Raw genomic sequence first — 24208 nt, forward strand, 5'->3', positions numbered from 1 at the left:
CAACTCACGAGGAGTTCACCCGCGTTCACCCGGGCGTGACGACTCCGGTCTCGTAGGCGTAGACCACGGCCTGCGCGCGATCGCGCAGCCCCAACTTCTGCAGGACCTTGCTGACGTGGGTCTTCACCGTCTGCTCGGAGACGAACAGGGCCTCGGCGATCTCGGCGTTGGACCGTCCGGCGGCCACGGCCTCGAGCACCTCCCGTTCGCGCGGGGTCAGGGTGCTCAGCTCGGCGGGGGCCGGGCGACGGCGGGAGCGGGCGGCGGTGACCTCGGCGATCATCCGCCGGGTGACCGACGGTGCGAGCAGCGATTGGCCCTCGTGCACCACGCGGACGGCGCGCACGAGTTCCTCCGCGGGGGCGTCCTTGAGCATGAATCCGGAAGCACCCACGCGCAGCGCCTCGTAGACGTAGTCGTCGATGTCGAAGGTGGTGAGCATGAGCACCCGCACACCGTCGTGGCGGCGCAGGATCTCCTCCGCGGCCTGCAACCCGTTCATCTCGGGCATGCGGACGTCCATGAGCACCACATCGGGCAGCAGCCGGGCGACCTCCGCGACGGCGGCCCTGCCGTCGGGCGCGTCGCCGATCACGGAGATGTCGGGCTGGGCGCCGAGCAGAGCGCCGAAGCCCTGGCGCACCATGGCCTGATCGTCGGCGATGAAGACGGTGATCGGCACCGCTCCAGCCTAGGCCGCGGCGTCAGTGCGGGCGGGCAGCGACGCACGCACCGCGAATCCGCCGCCGGCCACGGGGGTCGCCGCGAGCGAACCGCCGACGGTGCGGGCGCGCTCCATCATTCCGGGGATGCCCTGTCCGAGTCCGGGTCCGCCGAGGTCGGCGTCGGAGGTGCGGGGTCCGTTCTCCACGCGCAGGTTCAGGGTTCCGGTCTCCAGGGTGAGGGCGACGGTGATCGCCGCGCCCTGCGCGTGCCGGGTGGCATTGGCGATCGATTCCTGCACGATCCGATAGGCGACGAGCGCGGTGGTCTCGCCCACCGCCGTCGGATCGGGCAGTGGCAGATAGTCCACGGTGACACCCGCGGCGCGGGCGCCGTCGATGAGCTCGTCGACGCCGCCGAGGCCGGGGGCGGGCGCGAGGTCGGCGGAGGCGTCGTCGAGCCGTAGCACGCCGAGCAGGGCGCGGACCTCGTTGAGCGCCTCGCGGGCCGAGACGGCGATGCCGTCGAATTCGGCGCGGGCGCGTTCGGAGACATCGGGTACCCGGTACTGCGCGGTCTGCGCCTGCACCACCACCAGCGACATCCGGTGGGCCACGATGTCGTGCAGGTCGCGGGCGATGCGGGTGCGCTCCTCGAGGATGGCGCGGCGGCCGCGTTCGAGTTCGCTGACCTCGGTCTGCTCCTCGAGGCGGGTGCGTGACTGCAGCGCGAGGCGCAGCAGCAGGCACACGGCGAGGGTCACCAGGAGTCCGGCCACCCAGCCGCCGCCGGTGCCCTCCTGGGCGTTGACCCAGAACAGGATCGACGATGCGGCGGCCACCGCGATGGCGTCGAGCGGCTTGCCGCGCAGGTACACCAGCACGGTGGACACGAGCATGGCGATGATCAGGGACACCTGCCAGTTCCACTGCCAGTCCTGTTTGGCGTCGAACCACAGCAGCGGGAAGATCGCGGCGGTCGCGGCGATGATGCCCCAGGCGGCCCGCGGGTGCGCCCAGGCGATGGCCAGCGGCAGCACCGAGAACCCGCTGATGATGGGCAGCAGCGCGGCCGGAACGGTGAACTGCTCCTTGAGCGTGGGCCAGGCCACCGCCCACATGATCAGCGCGACGAACAGGAACAGCCAGTTCGCCTTGCGCGAGAGGTACACCCCGAGCGGGGTGTCGTGCAGGGTGCCGTTCGGGTCCTGGATGTGCAGCGCGCTCTGCTGGTCGAGGTAGCGGCCGGCGCGTACCGTCGCCCGGCCGAACCGCTCGATCTTGCTGGTCTTCGACATGCAGTGAACGCTAGGGGTGCTGCGCGCGCACTGTCCTCATACTTTCGAGTGATATCGGTCCACTCGCGCGGCCGATCCGGAGCCGCGCGGCCGGTTCATAGCGTCGCCCTCATGAACCGCCGAACCCTCCTCGCCGCCACGGCGATCGCGCTCCCCCTGGCGATGGCGATCCCCGCCACCGCCGCTCCGGCCCCCGCCGTCACCGTCGAATCCGCCCGGACCGTCGCACCCGTCGAGGACTCCGCTTCGGCCGCCGCGGTACGTGCTCTGACCGATCCGTCGGCCTCGTCGTCGCGGCAGCTCGCGGCGGTCCCCGCGGGGCTGAACTATCGCGCGGCGGCCGGCCCGGGCTACGCGCTGAACCCGCACGGTAACTGCTCCTCGCTGGTGCGCCTGCCCGCGGACTTCACCGCGCCGTGCCAGGCGCACGACCTCGGGTACGACGTTCTGCGGCTGGCCGATTCGGCCGGGCGACCGCTCGGCGGGTGGGCGCGGCTGCGGATCGACGAGACCCTCGCGGACCGACTGGAGGCCGTGTGCGCGCACCGGCCCGCGGCGCAACGGCGCGAATGCGGCCAGGTGGCCGCGATCGCGATGCTCGCGGTGCGCGCGAACACCTGGCGCCAGCACGACGGTCCGCCGCGGGCCGAGTCGGGTACGGAGCTCGCGGCCAGCTGGATCAGCGCCGGGGGCCGGCTGTGATCGCGGCGCGCCCGGCCGCGGGCCCGCTCGTCGGCTACACCGCCGGCGTCGTTCTGGCGCTGTACCCCAACCTGCTCCCGCGCTCGGTACCGACGCAGCTGGCGGTGATCGCCGTCTTCGGTCTGTTCGGGGCCTTGCTCGGCGCGCTGGCGGCCCAGCGTTTCGCGGGAGGCGGGGCACCGTCGGGCGCGGTGTGCCGGGTGACGGGTCAGGTCACGGCGGTGGCGCTGGCGGTGTGGTTGCTGTGGCAGGGCGCCGTGCGGGACGCGGCGGATGTGGCCGCGGTGTCGCCGGCGGAGTTCGCGGTGCTGGCGATCGCGACGATCGGCGCCCCGTATGTCGTCGCCGTGGTGTGGACTCTTCGCGTGCGGGCGCGCGCGGCGGCGCTGGCGGTAGTGGTGGCGGCGTCGGCTCTGGCGCTGCCGGTGACCACGGCCGATGCCGCCGCGCAGCAGTCCTATCAGGCCCGCTTCCTCGGGATCGACTCCCCCACACCGGGGCTGCGGGTGTATTCGGCGCTCTCCGACGGTTCGTCGCCCCCGGTGCGCGCCGAGATCGCCGTCGACCGGCTGCTCACCGCGGGCGGCCTGGATCGGCGCGCGGTGGTGATCGCGGTGCCCACCGGATCGGGCTGGGTGGACCCGCATTTCGTGCGCGGCGTCGAATCGGAGCTGGGCGGCGACAGCGCGATCGTGGTGGCGCAGTACACGGAGCAGCCGAGCTGGCAGTCCTTCCTGTTCCACCGCGATGCGGCCGCCGAAAGCACCGTGGCCCTGATCGAGGCGCTGCACCGCCGGGCACCGTCGGCGCGGGTATACCTCTACGGGCAGAGCCTGGGCACCGTCGGAGTGGTGGCGGCGCAGCGACGCGCGATCGCATTCGGGCGGCCACCGGTGAACACCCTCCAATCGGGCACCCCCGCTGATGTTCCGGTGACCGGCCCGGCCCTGTTGAACGCCTCCGATCCGGTGGGGATCTGGTCGCCGCGACTGCTGGTCGCGCCGCCCGACCGCGCCGCCACGACTCCGGGACGCGCGACGCCTCGGCCGCCCTGGCTGCCGGTGGTCGGGTTCCTGCAGGCGACGGTCGATCTGCTCGGAGCGACCGCACCACCGCCCGGGCTCGGCCACCGCTACGACGAGCACCAGGGCTCGGATCTGGTGCGGGACGTCGGCTTGCGGACCCGAATTTAACCGGATACATTGTGTCCAGGTTAAGGAGGCGACCGTGCGGATGAACGAGGGTGTCGAGTGGGCGGCGCACGTGTGCGTGCTGCTGCACTGGCTCGACGAGGGCGATCTCACCCCGGTTCCCGCCTCCCGCCTGGCCGAGTCCTACGACCTGCCTCCCGCCTACCTCGGCAAGCAGCTGCAAGCCCTGGCGCGCGCGGGTATCACCGAGTCGCTCCCCGGGCGGCGCGGCGGCATCCGGCTCGCACGCTCGACCGGCGACATCACCCTGATGGACGTGGTGGCGGCGATCGAGGGGCCGTCGGAGGCCTTCGCGTGCACCGAGATCCGCCAGCGCGGAATGAACTCGGAGAATCCGGCGAGCGATTTCACCAAGCCCTGCGGCATCGCGCATGCGATGCGCGGCGCCGAGCTGAGCTGGCGGCGCGAGCTGGCCGCGACGTCGATCGCCGATCTCGCGGCGAGCACGCCACGGCACGTGGCCGAGGCCGCCCGCAGGCACTTCCGCGGCGCCTGATCCACCGACGCGTCGCGAAAACAGACCAAAACCTGGACATTGAATATCCAACTATTGAGAGGAACCATCATGACCCGCACCAACGGAGCCACGTCGTCGCCCGAGACCTACAAGGCCCTGATCGCCCTGGACGGGCGCCTGGGCAAGTCCCTCGGCCACGTGCTCTACGACCTGGTGAAGCTGCGCGCCTCGCAGATCAACGGCTGCGCCTTCTGCGTCGACATGCACAGCACCGACCTGGAGAGGCGCGGCGTCCCCACCCGCACCATCTACGGCGTGGCGGCCTGGGAGGAGAGCCCGTTCTTCGACGAGACGCAGCGCGTGGGCCTCGCCTTCGCCGAGCGCCTCACCGGCGGGATCGACGCGATCGACGACGAGCTGTGGGACGAGGCCGGTCGCCTGCTCGGCGAGGAACGCCGCACCGATCTGCTGATCGCCGTCGGCACCATCAACACCTGGAACATGCTGGGGATCACCACCCACCTGCACCCCGCCGCATAGCCTCCCGCTCCGACTTAACAGCGTTAGCCCACACCGCTTCCTGGGGAAACAGTGTGGGCTAACGCAGTTAAGTCAGGGAATCAGGCGACGACGGGGCCGCGGGCGGCCTCGTAGGCGGCGCCCACGCGGTACAGCCGGTCGTCGCCCTGGGCGGGCGCCAGGATCTGCAGGCCGACGGGGAGCCCGTCGTCCGTGGACAGGCCCGAGGGCACCGACATGCCGCAGTGACCGGCGAGGTTCGTCGGCAGCGTGAACAGGTCGAACAGGTACATCGCCAGCGGATCGTCCACCTTCTCCCCCAGCTTGAACGCCGTGGTGGGAGTGGTGGGCGAGACGATCACGTCGACCTGCTCGTAGGCCTTGGCGAAGTCCTGCGCCAGCAGCGTACGCACCTTCTGCGCGCTGCCGTAGTAGGCGTCGTAGTAGCCGGAGCTCAGCGCGTAGGTGCCGATCATGATGCGCCGCTTGACCTCTGCGCCGAAGCCTGCCTCGCGGGTGAGCGCCATGACCTCCTCGGCGGAGTGCGAGCCGTCGTCGCCCGTGCGCAGGCCGTACCGCATGGCGTCGAACCGCGCGAGGTTGGAGGAGACCTCCGACGGGAGGATCAGGTAGTACGCCGCCAGCGAGTACTGCAGCGTGGGCAGCGAGACCTCGACGGTCTCCGCGCCCAGATCGCGCAGTTGCTGCACCGCCTTCTCGAAGGAGGCCTGCACGCCCGGCTCGGTGCCGTCGGCGCCGAACTCCTTGACCAGGCCGATCTTCACGCCCTTCAGGTCACCCGTGGCACCCGCGCGGGCCGCGGCCACCACATCGGGCACCGCGGCGTCGAGCGAGGTGGAGTCGCGCGGGTCGTGCCCGGCGATCACCTCGTGCAGGAGCGCGGTGTCGAGGACGGTGCGTGCGCACGGCCCGCCCTGGTCCAGCGACGAGGCGCAGGCGACGAGGCCGTAACGGCTCACGGCGCCGTAGGTCGGCCGGACGCCGACGGTGGCGGTCAGCGAGGCGGGCTGGCGGATCGAACCGCCCGTGTCGGTGCCGATCGCCAGCGGCGCCTCGTAGGAGGCCAGCGCGGCGGCGCTGCCGCCGCCGGATCCACCCGGGGTGCGGTCGGGCGCCCAGGGGTTGCGGGTCACGCCGTAGGCCGAGTTCTCGGTGGACGAGCCCATGGCGAACTCGTCCATGTTGGTCTTGCCGAGGATCGGGATGCCCGCGGCACGCAGCTTCGTGGTGACCGTCGCGTCGTAGGGCGCGGTCCAGCCCTCGAGGATCTTCGATCCGCAGGTGGTCGGCGCGTCGGTGGTGGTGAAGACGTCCTTGAGCGCCAAGGGCACGCCGGCCAGGGCCGACGCCGGCTGCTCCCCGCGGGCGCGGGCCTCGTCGACGGCGCGCGCCGCGGACAGTGCCTGCTCGCCGGAGACGTGCAGGAAGGCCCCCAGCTCGCCGTCGACCTCGGCGATCCGGTCCAGGTGGGCCTGGGTGACCTCGACGGAGCTCAGCTCACCCGAGGCGATCTTCGCGGCCAGGTCGGCGGCGGAGGCACCGGTGATCTCGGTGGATGCGCGCAGATCGGTCACGGTCACTCCTCCCCCAGGATGCGCGGCACGGCGAAGCGGTCGCCCTCGCGGTTCGGGGCACCGGACAGCGCCTGCTCGGGCGTGAGACTCGGGACCGGCTGATCCGCACGATTGACGTTCACATTGCCCACGGGCAGCGTCAGCGGCGCGACGTCGGCGTCACCCACCTCGGTCACCACCTTGACGTGCTCGAGAATCGAATCGAGCTGCGTGGCGAACACGTCGAGCTCGTCGTCGGTCACGGCGAGGCGCGACAGTCGCGCCAGATGGGCGACCTCATCACGAGAGATGGCAGACATGCCCCCAATCCTAGGCGGCGCTCACGTGCGCGGGCCCACCACCCGGTAGCGGCCGATGAGGAAGGCCTGATTGCGGGCCCACTCGATGAGTTCGAAGTCGAAGGGGCGGGTGAACAGCGGCCGTCCGGCGCCGACGGTGACCGGCGCGTAACTGACGATCAGCTCGTTCAGCATCCCGTCCGACGCGAACTGCGTGGCGAGATCTCCTCCGCCCACCACCCACACGCCCTTGTCCCCCGCGGCGCTCTCCAGTCTCGCGCGGTGCTCCGCGGGCGATCCCGCAACGACGAACACCGATTCGTGCACCGGGGCGATGTCGCGGTGGGTGAACACGAAGGTGGGCCACTCGGCGTACATCCACGGATCGCCGGTCTCGGCGATGTGGTCGACCACCCACTGATAGGTGGTGTGGCCCATGACGATCGCGCCGGTCCGCTTCATCAGCTCCGTGATGTTCTGCGGCCCTTCCTGATCGATCGGCTGGCTGAGCAGCCAGTCCAGACTGTCGTTCTCGTCGGCGAGGAAGCCGTCGAGCGTGGACGCGGTGTAGTAGCGGTAGTCAGTCACGGGTTCCTCCGGTGATGCGTCGGTGCCAGATGATGGGGTCGGGATCGAGTTCGGTTGCGGTGGTGTCGACTCCGGCATCGGCGAGCATCCATCGCGCCAGCAGCCGGCGGTGCGCCGCGAAGGTCAGTTCGTGGGCCACGATCTGGGACAGCAGGAAGGACTCGGGCGGATCGCACAGGGCGTCGATCACCCGGTCGGCCCACGCGCCGCGACGATCGATGTCGCGGACCATCGCCAGCCACCGCGACGAGTTCGCCGCGTGGTGCGCGCGGAGCACCGCGGGATCGGGGTCGGGATCGCGGTTCGGTTCGGGCTCACCGGCGATGGTCGCGCGCCAGGGCTCCGTGCTGTGCACCAGATGCCACATGATCTGCGACAGCGATTCGTCCGGACCGTCCCACCGGCGGGGATGCGAGCCAGGCAGCCGGACCTTGCGGTACTCCTCGGCCGGCAGCTCCGCGACGGCGTCCAGCAGAGCCACAGTGTCCGCCGCGTCGTGCTGCACCTGCAGCGCCACCACGTTGCCCGCCGACTCCTCATGGCCGGCTCGCCCTTCCGCCGCATCGACGTACAGCACGGTGGGCGAATGGAAGTGCAGGCCGTTGGGTGCGGGCAGCCAATGCCCGACGGTGCGCGGCAGCGCCGAGGGCGCGTGCCCGTAGGCGCGGGTGAAGGCCCGGCTGAACCCCTCCACCGACTCGTACCCGGCGGCGAAGGCCGCATCGGTCACCGTCGATCCGCGCTGCAGGTGCCAGGCGGCTCGTTCCAGGAGTATCCGGCGGCGTAGTGCCACGGGTGATTCCCCGGCACCGGCACTCACCTGCCGGGCGAAGTGGAAGGGCGAGCTGTACGCGCCCGCAGCCATCTCGTCGAGGCTGCCGTGGGGTTCCGCGAGGACCGCCTCGAGGAGGCGGCGGAGCGGGTCGAGCGGTTCGGGCATGCGATCAGTATCGATCGCGACCGCCCCGTCCCGCTTGACCGTTCTTGCTCAGTCGACGATCAGCGCCGCTCCAACCACGGCTTGAGCCGCGCGGTGATCCACGGCAACACGAGGAAGACCATCAGCGGGGTGTTGATCAGGGTCGCGATGAGGGTGCGGCCCACCAGGCCCCAGCCGTGCGCGGGCAGGAAGTTCAGGTGCGGCAGCACCAGGAAGTTGATCAGCAGCGACAGCGGGAAGAAACCGAGCCAGATGGCCACGGCCTGCTTCCACCGCGGCGGCACCTTCACCACCGGCGCGGCGACCGGTCCGGTGCCGTGCGGCTGTGGATCGAACCAGCCCTCGATCCCCGAGAGCCGGTGCGTGGCGGTCTCCACCGCCATCCCCTCGCCACGTTCGAGCCAGTGCTTGCGCACCCGCGACTGCTGCCATTCCGCGAGGTGCTCCTCGGAGGCGAACCGGTAGATCACGAAGTACTCGTCGGCCTGGTGGGCGGATCGCACCCATCCGCCGCCCAGGAATCCCGGGTAGGTGCGAGCCAGGGCGATTCCCGCATCGGTCCAGGCGACGAAGTCGTGTTCGCGGCCGGGCTCGATACGTCGGGCGACGGAGGTCAGCGAGGCCTTGTGGGCCGCTCCTGCCTCCGCCCGGGTGTCGGTGTGAGGCATGCGTACCAGTGTCGGCGCCGATGCCCCGTCGCACCAACCGGGGCGGTGTGATCTTGCCGACGTCGGATCAGCGGGGCAGCTCCGCATCCTTGAAGTTGTTGCCCCACGAGCCGGACGAGCCGTAGGTCACCTTGGTGAACCGACGGTCGGCGCCCTTGCCGACCGGCGTGTGCACGTTGATCGTCACCTTGCGGGCGGTCTGCTTCCCGCGCGCGCAGTCGGGCTTGCAGGTGTTCTCCTCGATGGTGCCGATACCGGTCGCCATCTCCGGGCCCCACGCCTCATCCCAGGTGATCCCCACGATCCGCGAGTTCGCGTCGGCACACGACAGATCAATGGTCTTCGGCTTGACGGTGGGCTCACTGAGGCAGTTGCGGATCACCGGCGACTTCGGTGCGGGCTTGCCGGGCGCCGCAGTCGCGACGGCGGGGGCGGTGAGGGCCGTGGCTGCCACGAGGAGCCCGATCACGCGAGCAGATCCTGAAATGGTCATGTCGTTTCCGCCTTCCAGCAGTTCATCCATCGCCCGGATGGGCACCCGCTCCATTCTCCGAAGAAGCGACCCCTCCGCCAGTGCGGCTGCAAAGTCTTCACGGCTTCGTCACGGTCGGCGCACCGCGATCTGCACCCGCCGGGGCCTGGTGCCACAATCGGTGCGTGTCTTATCTCCTGCGTGTACGCCTGACGGACCGGCCCGGCAGCCTGGGCTCCCTCGCCGTGGCTCTGGGCACGGTGGGTGCCGACATCCTGTCGCTCGACGTCGTGGAGCGCGGAGAGGGCTACGCCGTCGACGATCTGGTGGTCGATCTCGGACCGCAGTCCCTCCCCGACACCCTGATCACCGCGGCCGAGGCCCTGGAGGGGATCAAGGTCGATTCGATCCGCCCGTACTCGGGGGTCCTCGACACGCATCGCGAGCTCGAACTCATCGATCACGTGGCGGGCGCGGGCCACGACCAGTTGCAGATGCTGGTCGATCAGGTGCCGCGCGTGCTGCGGGTGGGCTGGTGCGCAGTGCTCTCGAACAACCCGGATTCGCCGTGGCCGGTGTTCGGCTCCTCGGGACTGCCGGAGACGGCGCCGGCGGACCTCGGCTTCCTGCCGCTCAGCGGCCCCGTGGCCCTCGACGCGGAGGCGCAGTGGGTGCCGGACACCTGGCAGCAGCTCGACACCAAGCTCGCGGGCGCACCGCTCGGGGCCATCGGCAAGGTGGTGGTGGTCGGGCGGCCCGGCGGCCCCGACTTCCGTCCGTCCGAGGTGGCCCGCCTGGGCTACCTCGCCGGCATCGTGGCGACGGTACTCGTCAAGTAGCGTCGGGCGCGGCGAACGCCTCCGGGCCTTCAGCGAGCAGCTTCTCGAACCCGGCCTCGTCGAGGATCGGCACGCCGAGTTGCTCGGCCTTGTCGGCCTTGGAACCGGGTGCTTCGCCGATCACCACGAAGGCCGTCTTCTTCGACACGCTGCTGGCGGCCTTGCCGCCGCGGATCAGGATGGCCTCCTTGGCGCCGTCACGCGAGAAGTTCTGCAGCGAACCGGTGACCACGATCGACAGGCCCTCGAGATTGCGCGGCACCGATTCGTCGCGCTCGTCCTCCATCGTGACGCCCGCGGCGCGCCACTTCGCGACGATCTCGCGGTGCCAGTCCACGGTGAACCACTCGACCACGGCCTCGGCGATCACGCGGCCCACACCGTCGACCTCGGCGAGTTGCTCGACGTCCGCGGCCTCGATGGCATCCAGGCTGCCGAGCTCCTGTGCGAGCGCCCGCGCGGCCGACGGTCCCACGTGCCGGATCGACAGTGCCACCAGCACCCGCCACAGCGGCTTGTTCTTGGCCACCTGCAGATTCGTCAGCAATCGCTGCGCATTCGCCGACAGCGCACCGCCGTCGTTGGTGAACAGCGGCACCTGCGCGAGCTGCTCCTCGGTGAGCGAGAAGACATCTCCCTCGTTGTGCAGCACCGGCGAGGCGGTGAGCGCCGACGCCGCCTCGTAGCCCAGGCCCTCGATGTCGAAACACGTGCGGCCCGCGAGATAGAACAGGCGCTCGCGCAACTGCGCGGGGCAGGTCTCGGTGTTGGGGCACCGGATATCGGCGTCGCCCTCCTTCGAGGGAGCCAGTTCCGCACCGCATTCCGGGCACTGCGTGGGCATGACGAAGGGCTTCTCGGTGCCGTCCCGCAGATCGACCACGGGACCGAGCACCTCGGGGATCACATCGCCGGCCTTGCGGATGGTGACGGTGTCTCCGATCAGCACGCCCTTGCGCTGCACCTCGGAAGCGTTGTGCAGCGTGGCGAATTCGACGGTGGACCCCGCCACCGTGACCGGCGCCATGTACGCGTAGGGCGTGACCCGGCCGGTGCGCCCCACGTTGACCCGGATGTCGAGGAGCTTGGTGGTGACCTCCTCGGGCGGGTACTTGTAGGCGATCGCCCAGCGCGGGGCGCGCGAGGTGGCGCCGAGCCGGCGTTGCAGCGCGATCTCGTCGACTTTCACCACCAGGCCGTCGATCTCGTGCTCGGGATCGTGCCGGTGCTCGCCCCAGTAGAAGACGCGGTCGACCACGGCATCGGCACCCACCACCTGCTTGGTGTGGTCGGAGACCGGCAGCCCCCAGGCCGCCAGCGCGCGGTACGCGTCGTGCAGCGACGACGGCGACCAGCCGCCCTCGATGCGCCCGAGGCCGTGGCAGATCATGCCGAGCCTGCGCCGCGAGGTGATCTGGGGATTCTTCTGCCGCAGTGAGCCCGCGGCGGAGTTACGCGGATTCGCGAAGGGCGGCTTGCCCTCCGCCACCAGCCCCGCGTTGAGTTCCTCGAAATCGGCGAGGCGGAAGAAGACCTCGCCCCGCACCTCGAGCACGGCGGGGATAGGGAACTCGTCCGACGGGGTGAGCCGGTGCGGGATGTCACGCAGCGTGCGTGCGTTGAGCGTCACGTCCTCGCCGGTGCGACCATCGCCGCGGGTGGCGCCCCGCACCAGCACGCCGTCCTCGTAGACGAGGTTCAGCGCGACACCGTCGATCTTGAGCTCGGTGAGGAAGGTGACGGACTCCCCCACATCGCGCTGGACGCGGGCGATCCACTCGCGCAACTCGCCCTCGTCGAAGACGTTGTCGAGCGAGTACATGCGCTCCAGATGGTCGACGGCGGTGAACTCCGTGGAGAAACCGCCGCCGACCAGCTTGGTGGGCGAATCCGGAACCGCCAGTTCCGGAAACGCGTCCTCCATCGCCTGGAGCCGCTTGAGCAGTGCATCGAACTCGCCGTCCGAGAGGACCGGCGCATCCTGCACGTAGTAGCGGAACTGGTGCCCGCGGACCTCCTCCGCGAGCTCCTGCCACGCCCTGCGATCGTCTTCGGTCAGCTCCTTCGACATGCGCTCAGATTAGTCGGAGGCACTGACGAGCGATGACGACTACGGGCGCGGGATGACTCCGGGGCAGGGGCCGGTGGCGCCGTCGGGGCCGGAGCCGTTCTCATCGGTGCAGGGTGCATCGGTGGCCGGCGCGGGCGCCGGGGCCTGCGTCGGCTCGCACGGGCGGTTCGCACCGTCGGGGCCGTGGCCGTCCTTGTCGTAGCAGCCGGGGCTCGCGGGCTTCGGCGCCGGGGCCGGAGTCTTCGCCGGAGTCTTGGCCGGAGTCTGCGCATTGGTCGGCTTCGGGGTCACCGTGACGGTGGTGCCACGCTGCTGGGCGGTGGTGCCGGCCACGGGGGTGACGGCCGCCGCACTGGCGCTCGACGACGTCGACGTGGTCGATGCCTTGTCACCGCCGCCGCCACATCCCCCGACGAACACCAACGCACCGGCCGCCACGGTCACGCCGACGGTTTTGAGTACGTTACGAGTGCTTGTGAAATTCATGCGACGAGCCTGCCATGTTCAATCGCAAAATTCGAGAAAGCGAAGTAATTCTTCGTATTCCGTTCACATAGCCTGAGCGAACCTCAGTTGGTTGCCCGACGGATCGGTCACCGTCACGGTGGGACCGCCGGGCCCATCCGGATCGAGGCCGGGCCGGGACCGGGGATGACGGTGCGCCGCGAGCTCCGCATGGAAGGCGGCCACGTCCCGAATCGGTATCCAGGCCACCGAATTCGGGCTGCCGTCGCCGAAGTGCTCGGACAGGTGCAACACGACATCGCCCCGCCGGACCTCCACGTACGCGGGAAGCTCGGGTTCGAATCGGTGCTCCCACTCGACGGTGAAACCCAGGTAGCCGGTGTAGAAGGCAAGCGCCTGATCACGCTCGAACATCCGCAGTACCGGAATCGCCGGTCCGCCGAACTCAGTCATACCGCGACGCTACCGACTCAGTTCTTCTCCACCGCGATGCCGACGACCATTCCCTCTGGGATCTGCGGGACGCCCCGCGCGTCGAAGCGGATGCCCACGGCGTCGTAGAGCGGGCGATAGCCCTCGCCCGCCGCGCGATACAGGGCGAAGTAGGCCGCGCCGTATTTGTCGTCGGCCATCGTGAGCTGCACGTCGAGTGGCACGCTGCGGGACGCCTCGACCGCCTCGGCGAGGTACCGGACCTGCGGCACGGCTGAGCGCGGGACGACGGCGAGTTCGAGGGTGCCGCGGTACACCACCGACGCGACCACCACCAGGTCCTCCGGTGGAACGGCCGCGGGATTCACCTGCTCGCTGCCGGGATACTTCGGTAGCACGCGCAGCCGGATCGGCGGGTTGCCATCGAGCAGGGCCGGCGTCCGCACCCCGATCCGAAGCGCGCGGCGGGTATCGGCGACGGACTTCCCCGTCAGGTTCTCCACGTACACCGTGGTGGTCCGGTTGCGAGCCTCCTCCAGTTCCTTCGGACTGATGGTGACCCCCGGGGCCACGGTGATCGGCTGGTCGGCGACGGGCGGCCTCGGAGTCGGACTCGGCGACGGTTCGGCCGAGGCGAGCCCGGAACCGCCGATCGCCACTGCGACCGCCACGGCCACTGACCAGAATTTCCGATTCATGAACCGAATCTAACGCACGCTAAGGACTCCGGCCAGCCCTTCCAGATACTCGGCGGCCGCCTGTTCGCTGGAATCGACCGCGGGATACAGCACATCCGTCACCCCCGCCGCCCCCCAGCGGGCCAACCGGTCCGGGTCGGGGCGACCGTCCAGCGCGACGATGCGCGGCGCACCGTCGCGCCCGTGCTCACGCCACACCTGCGTGAGCCGGCCCGCCGCCTCCGCGATCCCCCGATCCTGCGGCGTGGTGATCCACCCGTCGGCGTGCCGCGCGATCCACGTGAAGTTCTTTTCGGTTCCGCCCGCGCCCACGAGGACGGGCACCGTTCCCGGCGGTTTCGGCCAGGCCCAGCTGGGCCCGAAGGAGACGAACTCGCCCTGGTATTCGGCTTCCTCGTCGCGCCAGAGCGCGCGCATCGCCTCGAGGTACTCGCGCAGCATCGTGCGCCGCCTCCCCGCCGGAACGCCGTGGTCGGCGAGTTCGTCAAGATTCCAGCCGAATCCCACCCCGAGTGTGACCCGGCCGCCGGAGAGGTGGTCGACGGTGGCGATCGTCTTGGCGAGGGTGATCGGATCGGCCTGCACCGGCAGCGCGACGGCGGTGGCGAGCTCGATCCTCTCGGTGACGGCCGCTGCGGCGGCCAACGCAGTCCAGGGATCGAGCGTGCGGAGGTAGCGGTCGTCGGGCAGCTCCGCGGTGCCCGTTCCGGGGTGTGCGGCATCGCGGCGCGTGGGGATATGGCCGTGCTCGGGCACGAAGTAGGAGGCGAACCCCGCCCGTTCGATCAGCGGTGCCAGCCGCTGCGGTGCGAGCCCGCGATCGGAGGTGAACTGCACTATTCCAATGCTCACGCCATGGTCCACCACCCCAAAGTAGAACATGTTTCAGAGGGTGCGTCCCACTTCGGTAAATCCGATCGCAGTAAATCAATCGCAAAGATTCACCGTGATGAAGATCACATGATACTCTTCGATCGCAAATTCGACAGCGCGCGCTGTCACTGCATATCCCCTGGGTACGTCGAGTCAAGGAAACCCCACTATGCCGATCGAATTCGAGCCGTCGCCGTCGTCCTCCGCGCCCGCGAACCGGGCCGCGCGCCGCCAAGCACGGGCACCCCGTCGCACCACCCGCCGCACGTCGACCGCGTGGCGCACGGGGCTCGTGTCCCTCGCCGCCACCGCGGCGCTGGTGGGCACCGCCGCCGCCCCGATGGCCTCGGCGGCGGATACCGCGGGCAAGTTCGGTGACATCACCATCGGCGGCACGAACCTCCGCGATCTGGGTATCGACATCACCAAGCTCGACCTCGCCAACCCCGACCTCAGCGGCATCGACTTCCAGAAGGTGCTCGGCCTCCTCGACAATCCCGCCGTCGCCAAGATCGTCGAATCCTGCCGCACCGGCGCCCTCGGTGCGGGCGGCGGCGGCGCGAACGTGGATTGCGGCGGAGCCACCGGCACCGGCGCCGCGGTGATCCTCCCCGGCCGCATCGACCTCGCCGGCATCGCCGATCAGGTGACCATCAACCTCGGCCCGCGCGTCGGAATACTGGGCATCTACGTCCCGATGGGCCAGCAGACTCCGTTCGGACTGCTCAGCGTGCTCGGCGCGACGCCCGGATTCCCCCTGAACCTGGCCCTCGGCGCCTTCGGTCTCAGTGATATCGACCCGCTCGCCATGGGCCGCTACCAGACGCTGGACCAGCTCAAAGCCGCGGCGGCCCTGCCCGTGGTCATCGAGGGCTGGCTCATCAAGAAGGACAAGAACCTGGCGGCGCGCACCGAGGCGCTGAAGATCGCGAGCCTTCTCACCGGCAAGACCTACGACTACACGAAGCCGACGGTGATCGACGCCGCCCTGCCGACCCTCAACGGCAAGTCGACGATCCTCGGCGACGGGTACAACTTCGCGCTCGCCATGAACGGCGGTACCTCCCTCGCCCAGACGGCGAGCAAGCTCGCCCTCGCGATCGCCGGAGCGGACGGATCCGACGTGGTCTCCAAGGCGCACGCGAACCTCGGCCTGGCCCTGGCGCTGAACATGAACACCAGCAAGGTGGGCCTCGACTGGTTCGGTTCGCCGCTGAGCTTCGACAAGCTCCAGGACTCGCAGGTGATCGAGAAGGTCCTCAAGCTGGCGAAGAACTTCAACATGCTGCCGGCCGGTATGAGCCTGGACCCGGCGTCGATCAACAAGTTCATGGACACGATCGACACCCTGAAGCTGCCCGACGTCAAGGAGGTCAGCTGCCTCGGCGTGGGCACCTCGGCATCCTCGTCCGGCCTCGGCGAGTGCGGCAACACCCTCGGCCTGTTCGACTATTACAAGGATCTGCGCACCGCCAAGGACGGCCAGAGCCGCCAGACCCAGTGGGGCCTCACGGATCCCACGTCGCTGTTCCTCGGCCAGGGCAACGCGCTCGGCCAGGTGCTCACCCCCGGCGTGCTGCAGCTGCTCACCGCGGTCGCCGGCGGTGACCTCAGCAAGGTCCCGTTCAACGAGCTCACCGGCCTGATGGAGAACCCCTTCGTCAAGGACGCGATCGCCGCGCTGCTCTCCGAGGACAAGCGCCTCAAGCTGACCAAGGACTTCGTCCGGTTCACCAAGGACGTCAAGACCACCGAGACCCAGCACCCGGTGATCGACGAGAACGGCAACGCCGTGCTCGACGAGAACGGCAAGCCGAAGTTCCAGACCTCGTCGACCTCGAAGACCAACTACCTGCTGACCAGTGACTACGGCCTGCGGTCGCCGATCACGCTGGACTGGTTGGGCTACCGCCTCACCGTGTTCCCGTCGGTGGAGGTCAACGGCACCGTGCGGCCGAACTACTTCGGCCTGCCCACGATCACCAAGATCACGGACGGCACGCCGAGCCTGCTGCCCAAGGTCGGGCTCATCGAGCTGGACAACCCGTTCGGCCTCGGCACGCTGCCGATCCTGCCCTTCGATCCGCTGGGCGCGTTCAGCTCGTGGACCAAGAGCATCACGCTCAAGGACGACGTGAACCGCATCCGCGAGGCGCTGCCCGCGGTCACGGCCGCGCTGCCGAAGGCCCCGGCCCCCAAGCCCGAGACCGACGGTGCCGTGCCGGTCACCGCCGTGACGGCCGGAACCTCCGCGTCCGACGTGGCCGCCGTCGCCTCCGAGCCGCGCGCCGCACGCTCGGCCCGGTCGGTGCCCGACGCGCCGGTCGAGGAGAAGACGACGGCGCCGAAGGCCGAGACGACCACCACGTCGACGCCGGAGCCGCAGAAGCCCGCGGAGGAGACCACCTCGCAGACCCCGGCGACGGAGTCGAAGACCGAGACCACGCCCGAGCCGAAGGCCGAATCCTCGTCCACGTCGAGCTCCACCTCGGGAGCATCGTCGACCACGGAGAAGGCGGAGAAGACGGAGTCCGCCGATTCCGCGAGCACCACGGACAAGGGCGCCGCGTAGCGGTCGCGAACACCCCGATGAGGCATGCCGCCGAGCGTTAGGCTCGGCGGCATGCCTCATCCGATCATGTTCTCCGACGACGATCCGGTGCTCGCACGGCTGCGCGACGTGGCGCTCGCGTTCCCCGAGGCCACCGAGCAGATCGCCCACGGCCGCCCGACCTTCCGCTGCGGCAAGATGTTCGGCATGTACGGCGGCGGCACCAAGAAGACCGCCACGCAGCCGCACCGTCAGATCAACACCAGCGTGCTGTTCATCGCCGACCCGTCCGACCGTGAGGCGCTCGTCCAGGACGAACGGATCTACCTGCCCGCATACCTGGCCGGCGCAGGATGGCTGGGGCTCGATCTCACGATCGGCACCGTCGATTGGGACGAGGTGCGCGAGCTCCTGGACGCGAGCTACCGCCGGATCGCCCCGAAGCGGGCGATCGCGGCCCTCGACGCCGCTACTGGCGGCGCAGGGTGATCGACGGGAGCTTCAGCTCGTCGCCGCTGAGAGTGGCGGTCTCGCTGGACCCGCCGCGATCGCGCAGCACGATAGTGCCGCCGTCCACGGTGTAGTTGCCGCCGTAGGCGTTCGTGCGGCCGTTGAGGTCCTCCTCCCACGTCCCGTCGGCCTTGAGCCGCACCACCCAGTCGCCGTTGCTGTAGGTGCCCGGGACGTTCGCCGGGATCGGCGCTGCCGCCGCCGACGCGGCGGAGGACCCGGCGGGCGCGGAGGACGCTGCAGCCGTGGACGCGACCGTACCGGCGCTCGAGCCGCTGTCCGATCCGCTGGAGCAGCCCGCGGCGGCGCCGCCCATGATCAGCACCGCGACGGCGACTGTGCAATGACGAAGGAAAACGGTCATATCGCGGACATTACGCCCGTCCGACGCTCATCGCTCGACTTCGAGCGGCGACCGCCCTACTCCTCCGAGGCCTCCCCCAGGACACCCGCAATCGTCTTGCAGGCGCCGAGGATCGGGCGCACCCGGTCGTCGGGTGCCCCGGACAGGCCGCACTCCGGGGTCACCGTCGCACCGGCCAGGGCGCGGCGCGGCAGGCCGATCTCGTCGTAGAGCCGGATCGCTATTCGCGCAAGCGATTCGGGATCGAGCCGCTGCGTCCCGGTGGCGGGCACGAGACCGAGTCCGACGACGGTGCTCGCCTCCGCCAGCGTCCCGAAGCCCTCGTAGTCGGCCACGCCGAGCCGGGTCACGTCGAGCAGCGCCCCGTCGATCGGCACGCGGCGCACCACGTCCCACTCGATCGGACCGCACAGGTGCAGCAGCACCGGAGCGTCGACGGCCGCACACACCCGCGCCAGCAGCTCCGCGGCCTCCGGCGCCGGCACCCCTCGGATGGGGTCGAGGCGGGTGAGCGCGGGAACGGTGCCACCCACGACCGCCGACATCGACGGCTCGTCGAGTTGCACGATCACCTCGGCGCCGCAGCGGCGGCGCAGATCCGCGACGTGGTGGGCCAGCCCTTCGGCGAGCGAGTCGGCGATGTCGCGCAGCGCGCCGCGGTCGCGGGGCACCCGGTGACCGTTCGGCAGCTCGAGCCCGGCGGCCAGCGTGAGCGGCCCCGCGGCCTGGGTCTTCACCACACCGGACCCGCGGCGGCCCGCCACCTCGTAGGCCTCCTCGAAGGCGTCGAGGTCGCGCTGCAGGCAGTCGTCGATCAACCGCGCCGCCCGGCCGTCGGGCACGCCGATGCGGTATCCGCTGGTGGAGACGTCCACGCCGATGCCCACCAGCATTCCGGCCGACCGCCCGATCATGTCGGCGCCGAGGCCGCGGTTCGGCAGTTCGGGGACGTACGGGACGCTCAGTTCGCCGACGACGGTGGCGGACGCCTCGCGCGGATCGGTCCCGGGATGCGAGCCGATGCCCGTCACGGATCCGGCGAGCGACGCGAGGGCCTCAGACATTCGCCGGGGCGTGCGCGGTGGAACGGATGGTGCCGGAGCCCAGCACCAGGTCCCCGCGGGTGGCGTCGGGTGCGTAGAGCACCGCGGCCTGGCCGGGCGCAACGCCCCGCAGCGGCTCGGCGAGATCCATCACGATGGTCTCGCCCTCGGCCCGGGCGGTCACGGGGGCGAGCCCGCCGTGCGCACGCACCTGGACCATGGCCTCGACGGGCCCGGCGGGCGCGGCGCCGGAGGTCCACACGGCACCGTCGGCCACGATCCGGGTGACGTCGAGCTGCTCGCCGCGCCCCACCCGGACCTCGCCGGTGGCGGCGTCGATGCCGGTCACATAGCGGGGCGCACCGTCGGGTCCCGGTCCGGGAAGGCCCAGGCCCTTGCGCTGGCCGATGGTGAATTCGTGCACGCCGGTGTGCTCGCCGAGGCGTTCGCCGGTCTCGGCGTCGACCACCGCCCCCGGCCGCACGCCGATGCGCGCGCCGAGGAAGGCCTGGGTGTCGCCGGTGGGGATGAAGCAGATGTCGTGGCTGTCGGGCTTGTCGGCCACGGCCAGGCCACGGCGGGCGGCTTCCTCGCGGATGGCTGGCTTCGGGGTGTCGCCGACGGGGAACATGGCCCGGGACAACTGATCCGCGGTGAGCACGGCCAGCACGTAGGACTGGTCCTTATCGGCGTCGACGGCGCGGCGCAGCTCGCCGCCGGACAGGCGCGCGTAGTGGCCGGTGGCGACGGCGTCGAAACCGAGGGCGTAGGCGCGTTCGGCGAGCGCGGAGAACTTGATCTTCTCGTTGCACCGCAGGCACGGGTTCGGGGTCTCGCCCGCGGCGTAGGCGGCGACGAAATCGTCGATCACGTCCTCGCGGAACCGTTCGGCGAAGTCCCACACGTAGAACGGGATGCCGAGCACATCGGCGGCGCGGCGGGCATCGCCGGCATCCTCCTTCGAGCAGCAGCCGCGCGAGCCGGTGCGCAGCGTGCCCGGTGCCTCGGAGAGCGCCAGGTGCACGCCCACCACGTCGTGTCCGGCCTCCACGGCGCGGGCGGCGGCCACGGCCGAGTCGACACCGCCGCTCATCGCGGCCAGGACGCGCATCAGCGGGCCCCCGAGGAGGCGAGTCCGGCGGCGCGGGCGCGCTCGACCACCTGGCCCAGGGCGTCCAGCACGGTGTCGACGTCGGCCTGGGTGGATTCCGGTCCGAACGAGAAGCGCAGCGAGCCGCGGGCGGCGTCGGGTGCGGTGCCCATGGCCTCCAGGACGTGGCTGGGCCGGGCCACACCGGCGCTGCACGCGGAACCGGTGGCGGCCTCGATGCCGCGCGCGTCCAGCAGCATGAGCAGCGAATCCCCCTCGCAGCCGACGAAGGAGACGTGCGCGATGCCGGGGAGCGCGGGCGCCCCGTGTCCGGCGCCGCCGTTGACGACGGCGCCCTCGATGCCGCGGACGCCCTCGATCAGCCGATCGCGCAGCGCGGCGCGGCGGGCGGACTCCTCGTCCATCCGCGCGGTGGCCACGGTGAGCGCCGCCGCCATGCCCGCGGCGCCGGCCACGTTCGGGGTGCCGGAGCGGAGGTCGCGCTCGTGTCCGCCGCCGTGCGCCATCGGCACGCAGGCCACGTTCCGCCCGATCAGCAGGGCGCCCACTCCCTGCGGCCCGCCGAACTTGTGGGCGGCCACGGTGAGGGCGGCCAGGCCGCTGCCGTCGAAGTCGACCGGCACGTGGCCGGCCGCCTGGGTGGCGTCGGAGTGCAGGGGCACGCCGTCGCGGGCGCACTCGGCGACCAGGTCGGCGATGGGCTCCAGGGTGCCCACCTCGTTGTTGGCCCACATCACGGTGACCAGGGCGACGGTGCCTGCGGCCTCGTCGAGGGCGGCGCGCAGGTCGGCCGGATCGACGCGGCCCAGGGCGTCGACGGGCAGTAGGACCACGGTCGCGCCCTCGTGCTCGCCCAGCCAGTTCACGGCGTCGAGGACGGCGTGGTGTTCGACGGCGGAGGCGATCACCGTGGTCGCGGCCGGATCGGCCTCGCGGCGCGCCCAGAAGATGCCCTTGACCGCGAGGTTCACCGATTCGGTGCCGCCGCCGGTGAACACCACTTCCGACGGCCGTGCCCCCAGGTCGCGCGCGATCGATTCGCGGGACTCCTCGAGGATGCGGCGGGCGCGGCGGCCCGAGCCGTGCAGCGACGCGGCGTTCCCGGGACGTGCGGAGGCCTGCGCCATCGCGGCCAACGCTTCGGGCACCATGGGGGTGTCCGCGGCGTGGTCGAGGTAGACGGGGTTCTCACGGTCAGGACTCATCGCGTCCCAAGGATACGCCCGGCCGGGGCGTCCGCCGATCCGCGGACCGTCAGGCGGCGAGCGGCAGCCCGACCTGTTCGGCGAGGAACTCGCTGTCCGCGAAGACGGCGGCCTCCGCCCGTGCGGCGAGTGCCCTGCGGCCCGCGCGCGCCCACTCCTGCGCGGCGATGGTCTCCGTGGCGTGCACGCGGACGGCGACGCCGCGGGCTCCGACCACGCGGGCCAGGGTGTCGAGCTCGGTGTCGGCCCCTACGTAGGCGGCCACGGCACTCTGCCGGGCGCCGCGTACCGGCCCCGGGAGCCGCATCGAGTAGCGCAGCGAGACGGGGACCACGTCCACCCGGGCGTCGATCGCGGCCTGGAAGAACGCCGGCCGGAAGTCGCCGCGGTGGAATCCGCAGTAGGTGGTGCCCTCGGGGAAGACGGCCACGGTGTGGCCGCGGCGCAGCCGCTCGGCCACGTCGTCCACCCGGGCGGGCAGCTCGTGCAGCCGTTCCCGGCGCAGCGGGATGGCGCCGAAGGCGCGCATCAGGAGGGCAACGGCGCGGGCGTCGAAGATGTCGGCCTTGGCCACGAAGGCGGCCGGAGCGATCGAGGCGATGGCCACGATGTCGAGCAGCGACTGGTGGTTGGCCACCACCAGGGCGCGCAGCGGCACGTTCCCGACCGGCTCCACGCGGACGCCGAGCGCGAACAGCAGCGAGCGGGCGCCGCCCCGGATCACCACGCGGCGAGCGCGGGCCCCGAACGGATACACCAGCGCCAGTGCCAGGATTCCGCTCAGCGCCACCACGACGAACGCGGTCCACCGGACGATCCGCAGCCAGCGCGCGGTGGTCTGCGGCTCGTCCACCGAACACACCGCGTCGCACGCGGACTGCTGCTGCCAGTCGTGCCGCGGCAGCGTGCCGACGGGGATCATCGTCAGTCCACCGCCCCCGCGGCCTGCTGCAACCGCTCCAGGTACCGCACGTTGAACTTGGTGCGGTCGATGATCATCGGGAAGTCGGCCACATCGAAGACCGGATCGAAACTCGGGGCGCCGAGGATCTGCGCGTTCATCCGCAGGTAGCCGGTGACCAGCGGCGGGAAGGTGCGCCGCGAGGCGGGCTCGGCGGTGATCTCCTCCACCGGGGTGCGCGGGCTCACCGTCCAGGGGGCGCGGTGCTTGGCGTCGACGAGTTCGCGCACCGCGCGCACCGTCGCGCCGCGGTCGTGGCCCTCGTACTGCATCGGCACGCTGACGGCGCCCACCGCGTAACGGATGCCGCGCAGATCGCTGTAGGCCAGCAGGCCCGCCCACATCAGGCACAGGACGCCGCCGGTGCGGTGGTCGGCGTGCACGCAGGCGCGACCCATCTCGAGCATGTGCGGGCGCAGGTGGTCGAGCTCGCCGAGCTCGAACTCGGTGGCCAGGTACAGCCCGCCGGCGGCGATGGCGCCGGGCGGCGGCAGGATCCGGTAGCAGCCGACGATGCGGTCGCTGGGCTTGTGCCGGATCACCAGATGGTCGCAGTAGCCGTCGAATTCGTCGGCGTCGCGACCGTCGGTGACGGCGGCCATCGATGCCTCGAAGCCGGGTTCGGTGCCGAAGACCTCGTAGCGCAGGCGCTGGACGGTGTCGATGTCCTCGGCCCGCGTGGTGAGGACGACCTCGTACTCGTCGCCGTGGATGAGTGTCTCGATTGCGGGGTGGCGGCCTGTGACCAGTGTTCCCGGTGTACTCATGGGGCTCACGGTCCGCCCGTCAGGCGACTCGCCGGTGAACCCCGCCTGAGCGCGTTGGTGAACCCTTTAGGAACGAGGATGAATAACGGGCTACAGATTGGGGCGAGGCACGTTCGACGGCATGGAGGCGAAGTACTCGGCGGCGTCGCCGAAGGTCAGCGACTCGATTCCACCGCCGGCCGGCAGATCGGGCTGGATCGGCTCGATGACGCGTTCGGCGGCGAGCAGCTCGTCCACGGTGGCGGCGGCCGCCACCGCCCGCAACTGCGACCACGTGGGCGGCAGCAGGAAACACTCGCCCGCGGACCAGTCCGCCAGCGCCCCGGATGCGGTGCGCCAGAACGCCTCGTCGACCTCGCTGGTGCGGTCGTCGGCCCGCTGTCCGTCCGGCAGCGCGGCGAGGAAGAAGCGGGTGTCGTAGCGGCGCTTCTCATTCTCCGGGGTGATCCAGTGCGCGAGCGGCCGCAGCAGGTCGGCGCGCAGCACGAGCCCTTCGGCGCGCAGGAACTCGGCGAGGCCGAGGTCGCGGGCCTCCAGCGCGGCGCGGGCCGGGGTGAGGGCCTGCACGTCGAGTGCGCCGCCGTCGGCCTTCGAGGCGAGGAGGACGCCGCACTCCTCGAAGGTCTCCCGCACCGCGGCGCACACGAGCTGGCGTGCCTCGCGCTCCGTGGCACCGAAGCGCTCGGCCCACCACCCGGCATCGGGTCCTTCCCATGCGATATCGGCGTCGCCGTCGCGGGCGTCGACACCGCCGCCGGGGAACACCGTCATCCCGCCCGCGAAGGCCATCTGCTGCACCCGGCGCTGCAGGAAGACCTCGATCCCGTCCGCGCCGTCGCGGACCAGGACGACGGTGGCGGCATCCTTGGGCTGCGGCGGGGCCGTGGGTGATTCGATGTTCGAGACCATCCGGTCACCGTATCCGAAC

At 70.9% G+C, this 24208-nt stretch carries 27 protein-coding genes; 7 read left to right on the plus strand and 20 right to left on the minus strand.

Annotation, left to right across the window (positions count from 1 at the left end):
* Positions 1 to 25: 25 nt before the first annotated feature.
* Positions 26 to 682, minus strand: a complete 657-nt coding sequence (locus tag ABD108_RS01500) for a response regulator (protein ID WP_305111801.1) — start codon at positions 680 to 682, stop codon at positions 26 to 28.
* 9 nt (positions 683 to 691) lie between these two features.
* Positions 692 to 1960 (minus strand): sensor histidine kinase, encoded by a 1269-nt coding sequence (locus ABD108_RS01505; protein WP_343929045.1) that lies wholly within the window; start codon positions 1958 to 1960, stop codon positions 692 to 694.
* 111 nt (positions 1961 to 2071) lie between these two features.
* Here ABD108_RS01505 and ABD108_RS01510 point away from each other — a divergent pair, with 111 nt between their 5' ends.
* The 4 genes from ABD108_RS01510 to ABD108_RS01525 all read left to right on the plus strand — a co-directional run bounded on the left by ABD108_RS01510 (position 2072) and on the right by ABD108_RS01525 (position 4870).
* Entirely contained in the window at positions 2072 to 2662 is a 591-nt protein-coding gene (locus tag ABD108_RS01510; RefSeq protein ID WP_343929046.1) for a phospholipase A2 family protein, read from the plus strand.
* Positions 2659 to 3855, plus strand: a complete 1197-nt coding sequence (locus tag ABD108_RS01515; RefSeq protein WP_343929047.1) for an alpha/beta-hydrolase family protein — start codon at positions 2659 to 2661, stop codon at positions 3853 to 3855. Before ABD108_RS01510 ends, ABD108_RS01515 begins: the two co-directional genes overlap by 4 nt.
* Positions 3856 to 3895: 40 nt before the next feature.
* A complete protein-coding gene (locus ABD108_RS01520) occupies positions 3896 to 4369 on the plus strand; it encodes an RrF2 family transcriptional regulator (protein ID WP_255585713.1) in 474 nt (157 codons plus the stop codon).
* Positions 4370 to 4438: 69 nt separating this feature from the next.
* On the plus strand, positions 4439 to 4870 hold the full coding sequence (locus ABD108_RS01525) for a carboxymuconolactone decarboxylase family protein (protein ID WP_343929048.1): 432 nt from the start codon (positions 4439 to 4441) through the stop codon (positions 4868 to 4870).
* Between the two features lie 80 nt (positions 4871 to 4950).
* On the opposite strand, the gene gatA is transcribed toward ABD108_RS01525, so the two are convergent.
* From gatA to ABD108_RS01555, 6 genes are all read right to left on the minus strand, one after another.
* Complete coding sequence (gene gatA / locus ABD108_RS01530) at positions 4951 to 6444, minus strand: Asp-tRNA(Asn)/Glu-tRNA(Gln) amidotransferase subunit GatA (RefSeq protein WP_255585473.1); 1494 nt, start codon at positions 6442 to 6444, stop codon at positions 4951 to 4953.
* Between the two features lie 2 nt (positions 6445 to 6446).
* Entirely contained in the window at positions 6447 to 6743 is a 297-nt protein-coding gene (gene gatC, locus ABD108_RS01535; RefSeq protein ID WP_220656055.1) for an Asp-tRNA(Asn)/Glu-tRNA(Gln) amidotransferase subunit GatC, read from the minus strand.
* Positions 6744 to 6764: 21 nt separating this feature from the next.
* A complete protein-coding gene (locus ABD108_RS01540; protein WP_343929049.1) occupies positions 6765 to 7310 on the minus strand; it encodes a dihydrofolate reductase family protein in 546 nt (181 codons plus the stop codon).
* On the minus strand, positions 7303 to 8250 hold the full coding sequence (locus ABD108_RS01545; protein ID WP_305111808.1) for a helix-turn-helix domain-containing protein: 948 nt from the start codon (positions 8248 to 8250) through the stop codon (positions 7303 to 7305). The genes ABD108_RS01540 and ABD108_RS01545 overlap by 8 nt, the downstream gene beginning before the upstream one ends.
* Positions 8251 to 8309: 59 nt before the next feature.
* Entirely contained in the window at positions 8310 to 8918 is a 609-nt protein-coding gene (locus tag ABD108_RS01550; RefSeq protein WP_220656058.1) for an antibiotic biosynthesis monooxygenase, read from the minus strand.
* A 67-nt stretch (positions 8919 to 8985) separates the two neighbouring features.
* Entirely contained in the window at positions 8986 to 9411 is a 426-nt protein-coding gene (locus ABD108_RS01555) for a hypothetical protein (RefSeq protein ID WP_343929050.1), read from the minus strand.
* A gap of 164 nt (positions 9412 to 9575) precedes the next feature.
* Between ABD108_RS01555 and ABD108_RS01560 the strand changes: the two genes are divergently transcribed.
* Positions 9576 to 10229 carry an ACT domain-containing protein gene (locus ABD108_RS01560; RefSeq protein ID WP_343929051.1) on the plus strand — a complete coding sequence of 218 codons (654 nt, stop codon included), beginning with the start codon at positions 9576 to 9578 and terminating at the stop codon, positions 10227 to 10229.
* Here ABD108_RS01560 and ligA read toward each other — a convergent pair.
* The 5 genes from ligA to ABD108_RS01585 all read right to left on the minus strand — a co-directional run bounded on the left by ligA (position 10222) and on the right by ABD108_RS01585 (position 14747).
* Positions 10222 to 12300: an NAD-dependent DNA ligase LigA gene (gene ligA, locus ABD108_RS01565; protein ID WP_343929052.1), complete on the minus strand. Its 2079-nt coding sequence runs from the start codon at positions 12298 to 12300 to the stop codon at positions 10222 to 10224. The genes ABD108_RS01560 and ligA overlap by 8 nt on opposite strands.
* Positions 12301 to 12339: 39 nt before the next feature.
* Entirely contained in the window at positions 12340 to 12786 is a 447-nt protein-coding gene (locus ABD108_RS01570; RefSeq protein WP_305111810.1) for a hypothetical protein, read from the minus strand.
* Positions 12787 to 12849: 63 nt separating this feature from the next.
* Positions 12850 to 13218 (minus strand): glyoxalase superfamily protein, encoded by a 369-nt coding sequence (locus tag ABD108_RS01575; protein ID WP_305111811.1) that lies wholly within the window; start codon positions 13216 to 13218, stop codon positions 12850 to 12852.
* 17 nt (positions 13219 to 13235) lie between these two features.
* Positions 13236 to 13895 (minus strand): hypothetical protein, encoded by a 660-nt coding sequence (locus ABD108_RS01580; protein WP_305111812.1) that lies wholly within the window; start codon positions 13893 to 13895, stop codon positions 13236 to 13238.
* 9 nt (positions 13896 to 13904) lie between these two features.
* Positions 13905 to 14747, minus strand: a complete 843-nt coding sequence (locus ABD108_RS01585) for a TIGR03619 family F420-dependent LLM class oxidoreductase (protein ID WP_343929053.1) — start codon at positions 14745 to 14747, stop codon at positions 13905 to 13907.
* Positions 14748 to 14937: 190 nt separating this feature from the next.
* Between ABD108_RS01585 and ABD108_RS01590 the strand changes: the two genes are divergently transcribed.
* Positions 14938 to 17340: a hypothetical protein gene (locus tag ABD108_RS01590; RefSeq protein ID WP_343929054.1), complete on the plus strand. Its 2403-nt coding sequence runs from the start codon at positions 14938 to 14940 to the stop codon at positions 17338 to 17340.
* Between the two features lie 51 nt (positions 17341 to 17391).
* The gene (locus ABD108_RS01595; RefSeq protein WP_220656067.1) at positions 17392 to 17808 is read left to right on the plus strand and encodes an MmcQ/YjbR family DNA-binding protein; all 417 of its coding nucleotides are present in this window, start codon (positions 17392 to 17394) and stop codon (positions 17806 to 17808) included.
* Here ABD108_RS01595 and ABD108_RS01600 read toward each other — a convergent pair.
* The 7 genes from ABD108_RS01600 to ABD108_RS01630 form a co-directional block, all read right to left on the minus strand.
* Entirely contained in the window at positions 17789 to 18193 is a 405-nt protein-coding gene (locus tag ABD108_RS01600; RefSeq protein WP_305111816.1) for an Atu4866 domain-containing protein, read from the minus strand. The genes ABD108_RS01595 and ABD108_RS01600 overlap by 20 nt on opposite strands.
* Before the next feature lie 56 nt (positions 18194 to 18249).
* The gene (locus ABD108_RS01605) at positions 18250 to 19257 is read right to left on the minus strand and encodes a uroporphyrinogen decarboxylase/cobalamine-independent methonine synthase family protein (RefSeq protein WP_343929055.1); all 1008 of its coding nucleotides are present in this window, start codon (positions 19255 to 19257) and stop codon (positions 18250 to 18252) included.
* Positions 19250 to 20347, minus strand: a complete 1098-nt coding sequence (mnmA, locus tag ABD108_RS01610; RefSeq protein WP_343929056.1) for a tRNA 2-thiouridine(34) synthase MnmA — start codon at positions 20345 to 20347, stop codon at positions 19250 to 19252. Before mnmA ends, ABD108_RS01605 begins: the two co-directional genes overlap by 8 nt.
* Positions 20347 to 21552, minus strand: coding sequence for a cysteine desulfurase family protein (locus ABD108_RS01615; RefSeq protein WP_343929057.1), 1206 nt, complete (start codon positions 21550 to 21552; stop codon positions 20347 to 20349). Before ABD108_RS01615 ends, mnmA begins: the two co-directional genes overlap by 1 nt.
* A 49-nt stretch (positions 21553 to 21601) precedes the next feature.
* Complete coding sequence (locus ABD108_RS01620; protein ID WP_220656072.1) at positions 21602 to 22474, minus strand: lysophospholipid acyltransferase family protein; 873 nt, start codon at positions 22472 to 22474, stop codon at positions 21602 to 21604.
* A 2-nt stretch (positions 22475 to 22476) separates the two neighbouring features.
* Positions 22477 to 23280 (minus strand): GNAT family N-acetyltransferase, encoded by an 804-nt coding sequence (locus ABD108_RS01625; RefSeq protein WP_343929058.1) that lies wholly within the window; start codon positions 23278 to 23280, stop codon positions 22477 to 22479.
* A gap of 90 nt (positions 23281 to 23370) precedes the next feature.
* Positions 23371 to 24189, minus strand: coding sequence for an NUDIX hydrolase (locus ABD108_RS01630; protein WP_305111824.1), 819 nt, complete (start codon positions 24187 to 24189; stop codon positions 23371 to 23373).
* Between the last annotated feature and the right edge of the window lie 19 nt (positions 24190 to 24208).

Source organism: Tsukamurella strandjordii, assembly GCF_039525985.1.
GTDB lineage: Bacteria > Actinomycetota > Actinomycetes > Mycobacteriales > Mycobacteriaceae > Tsukamurella > Tsukamurella strandjordii.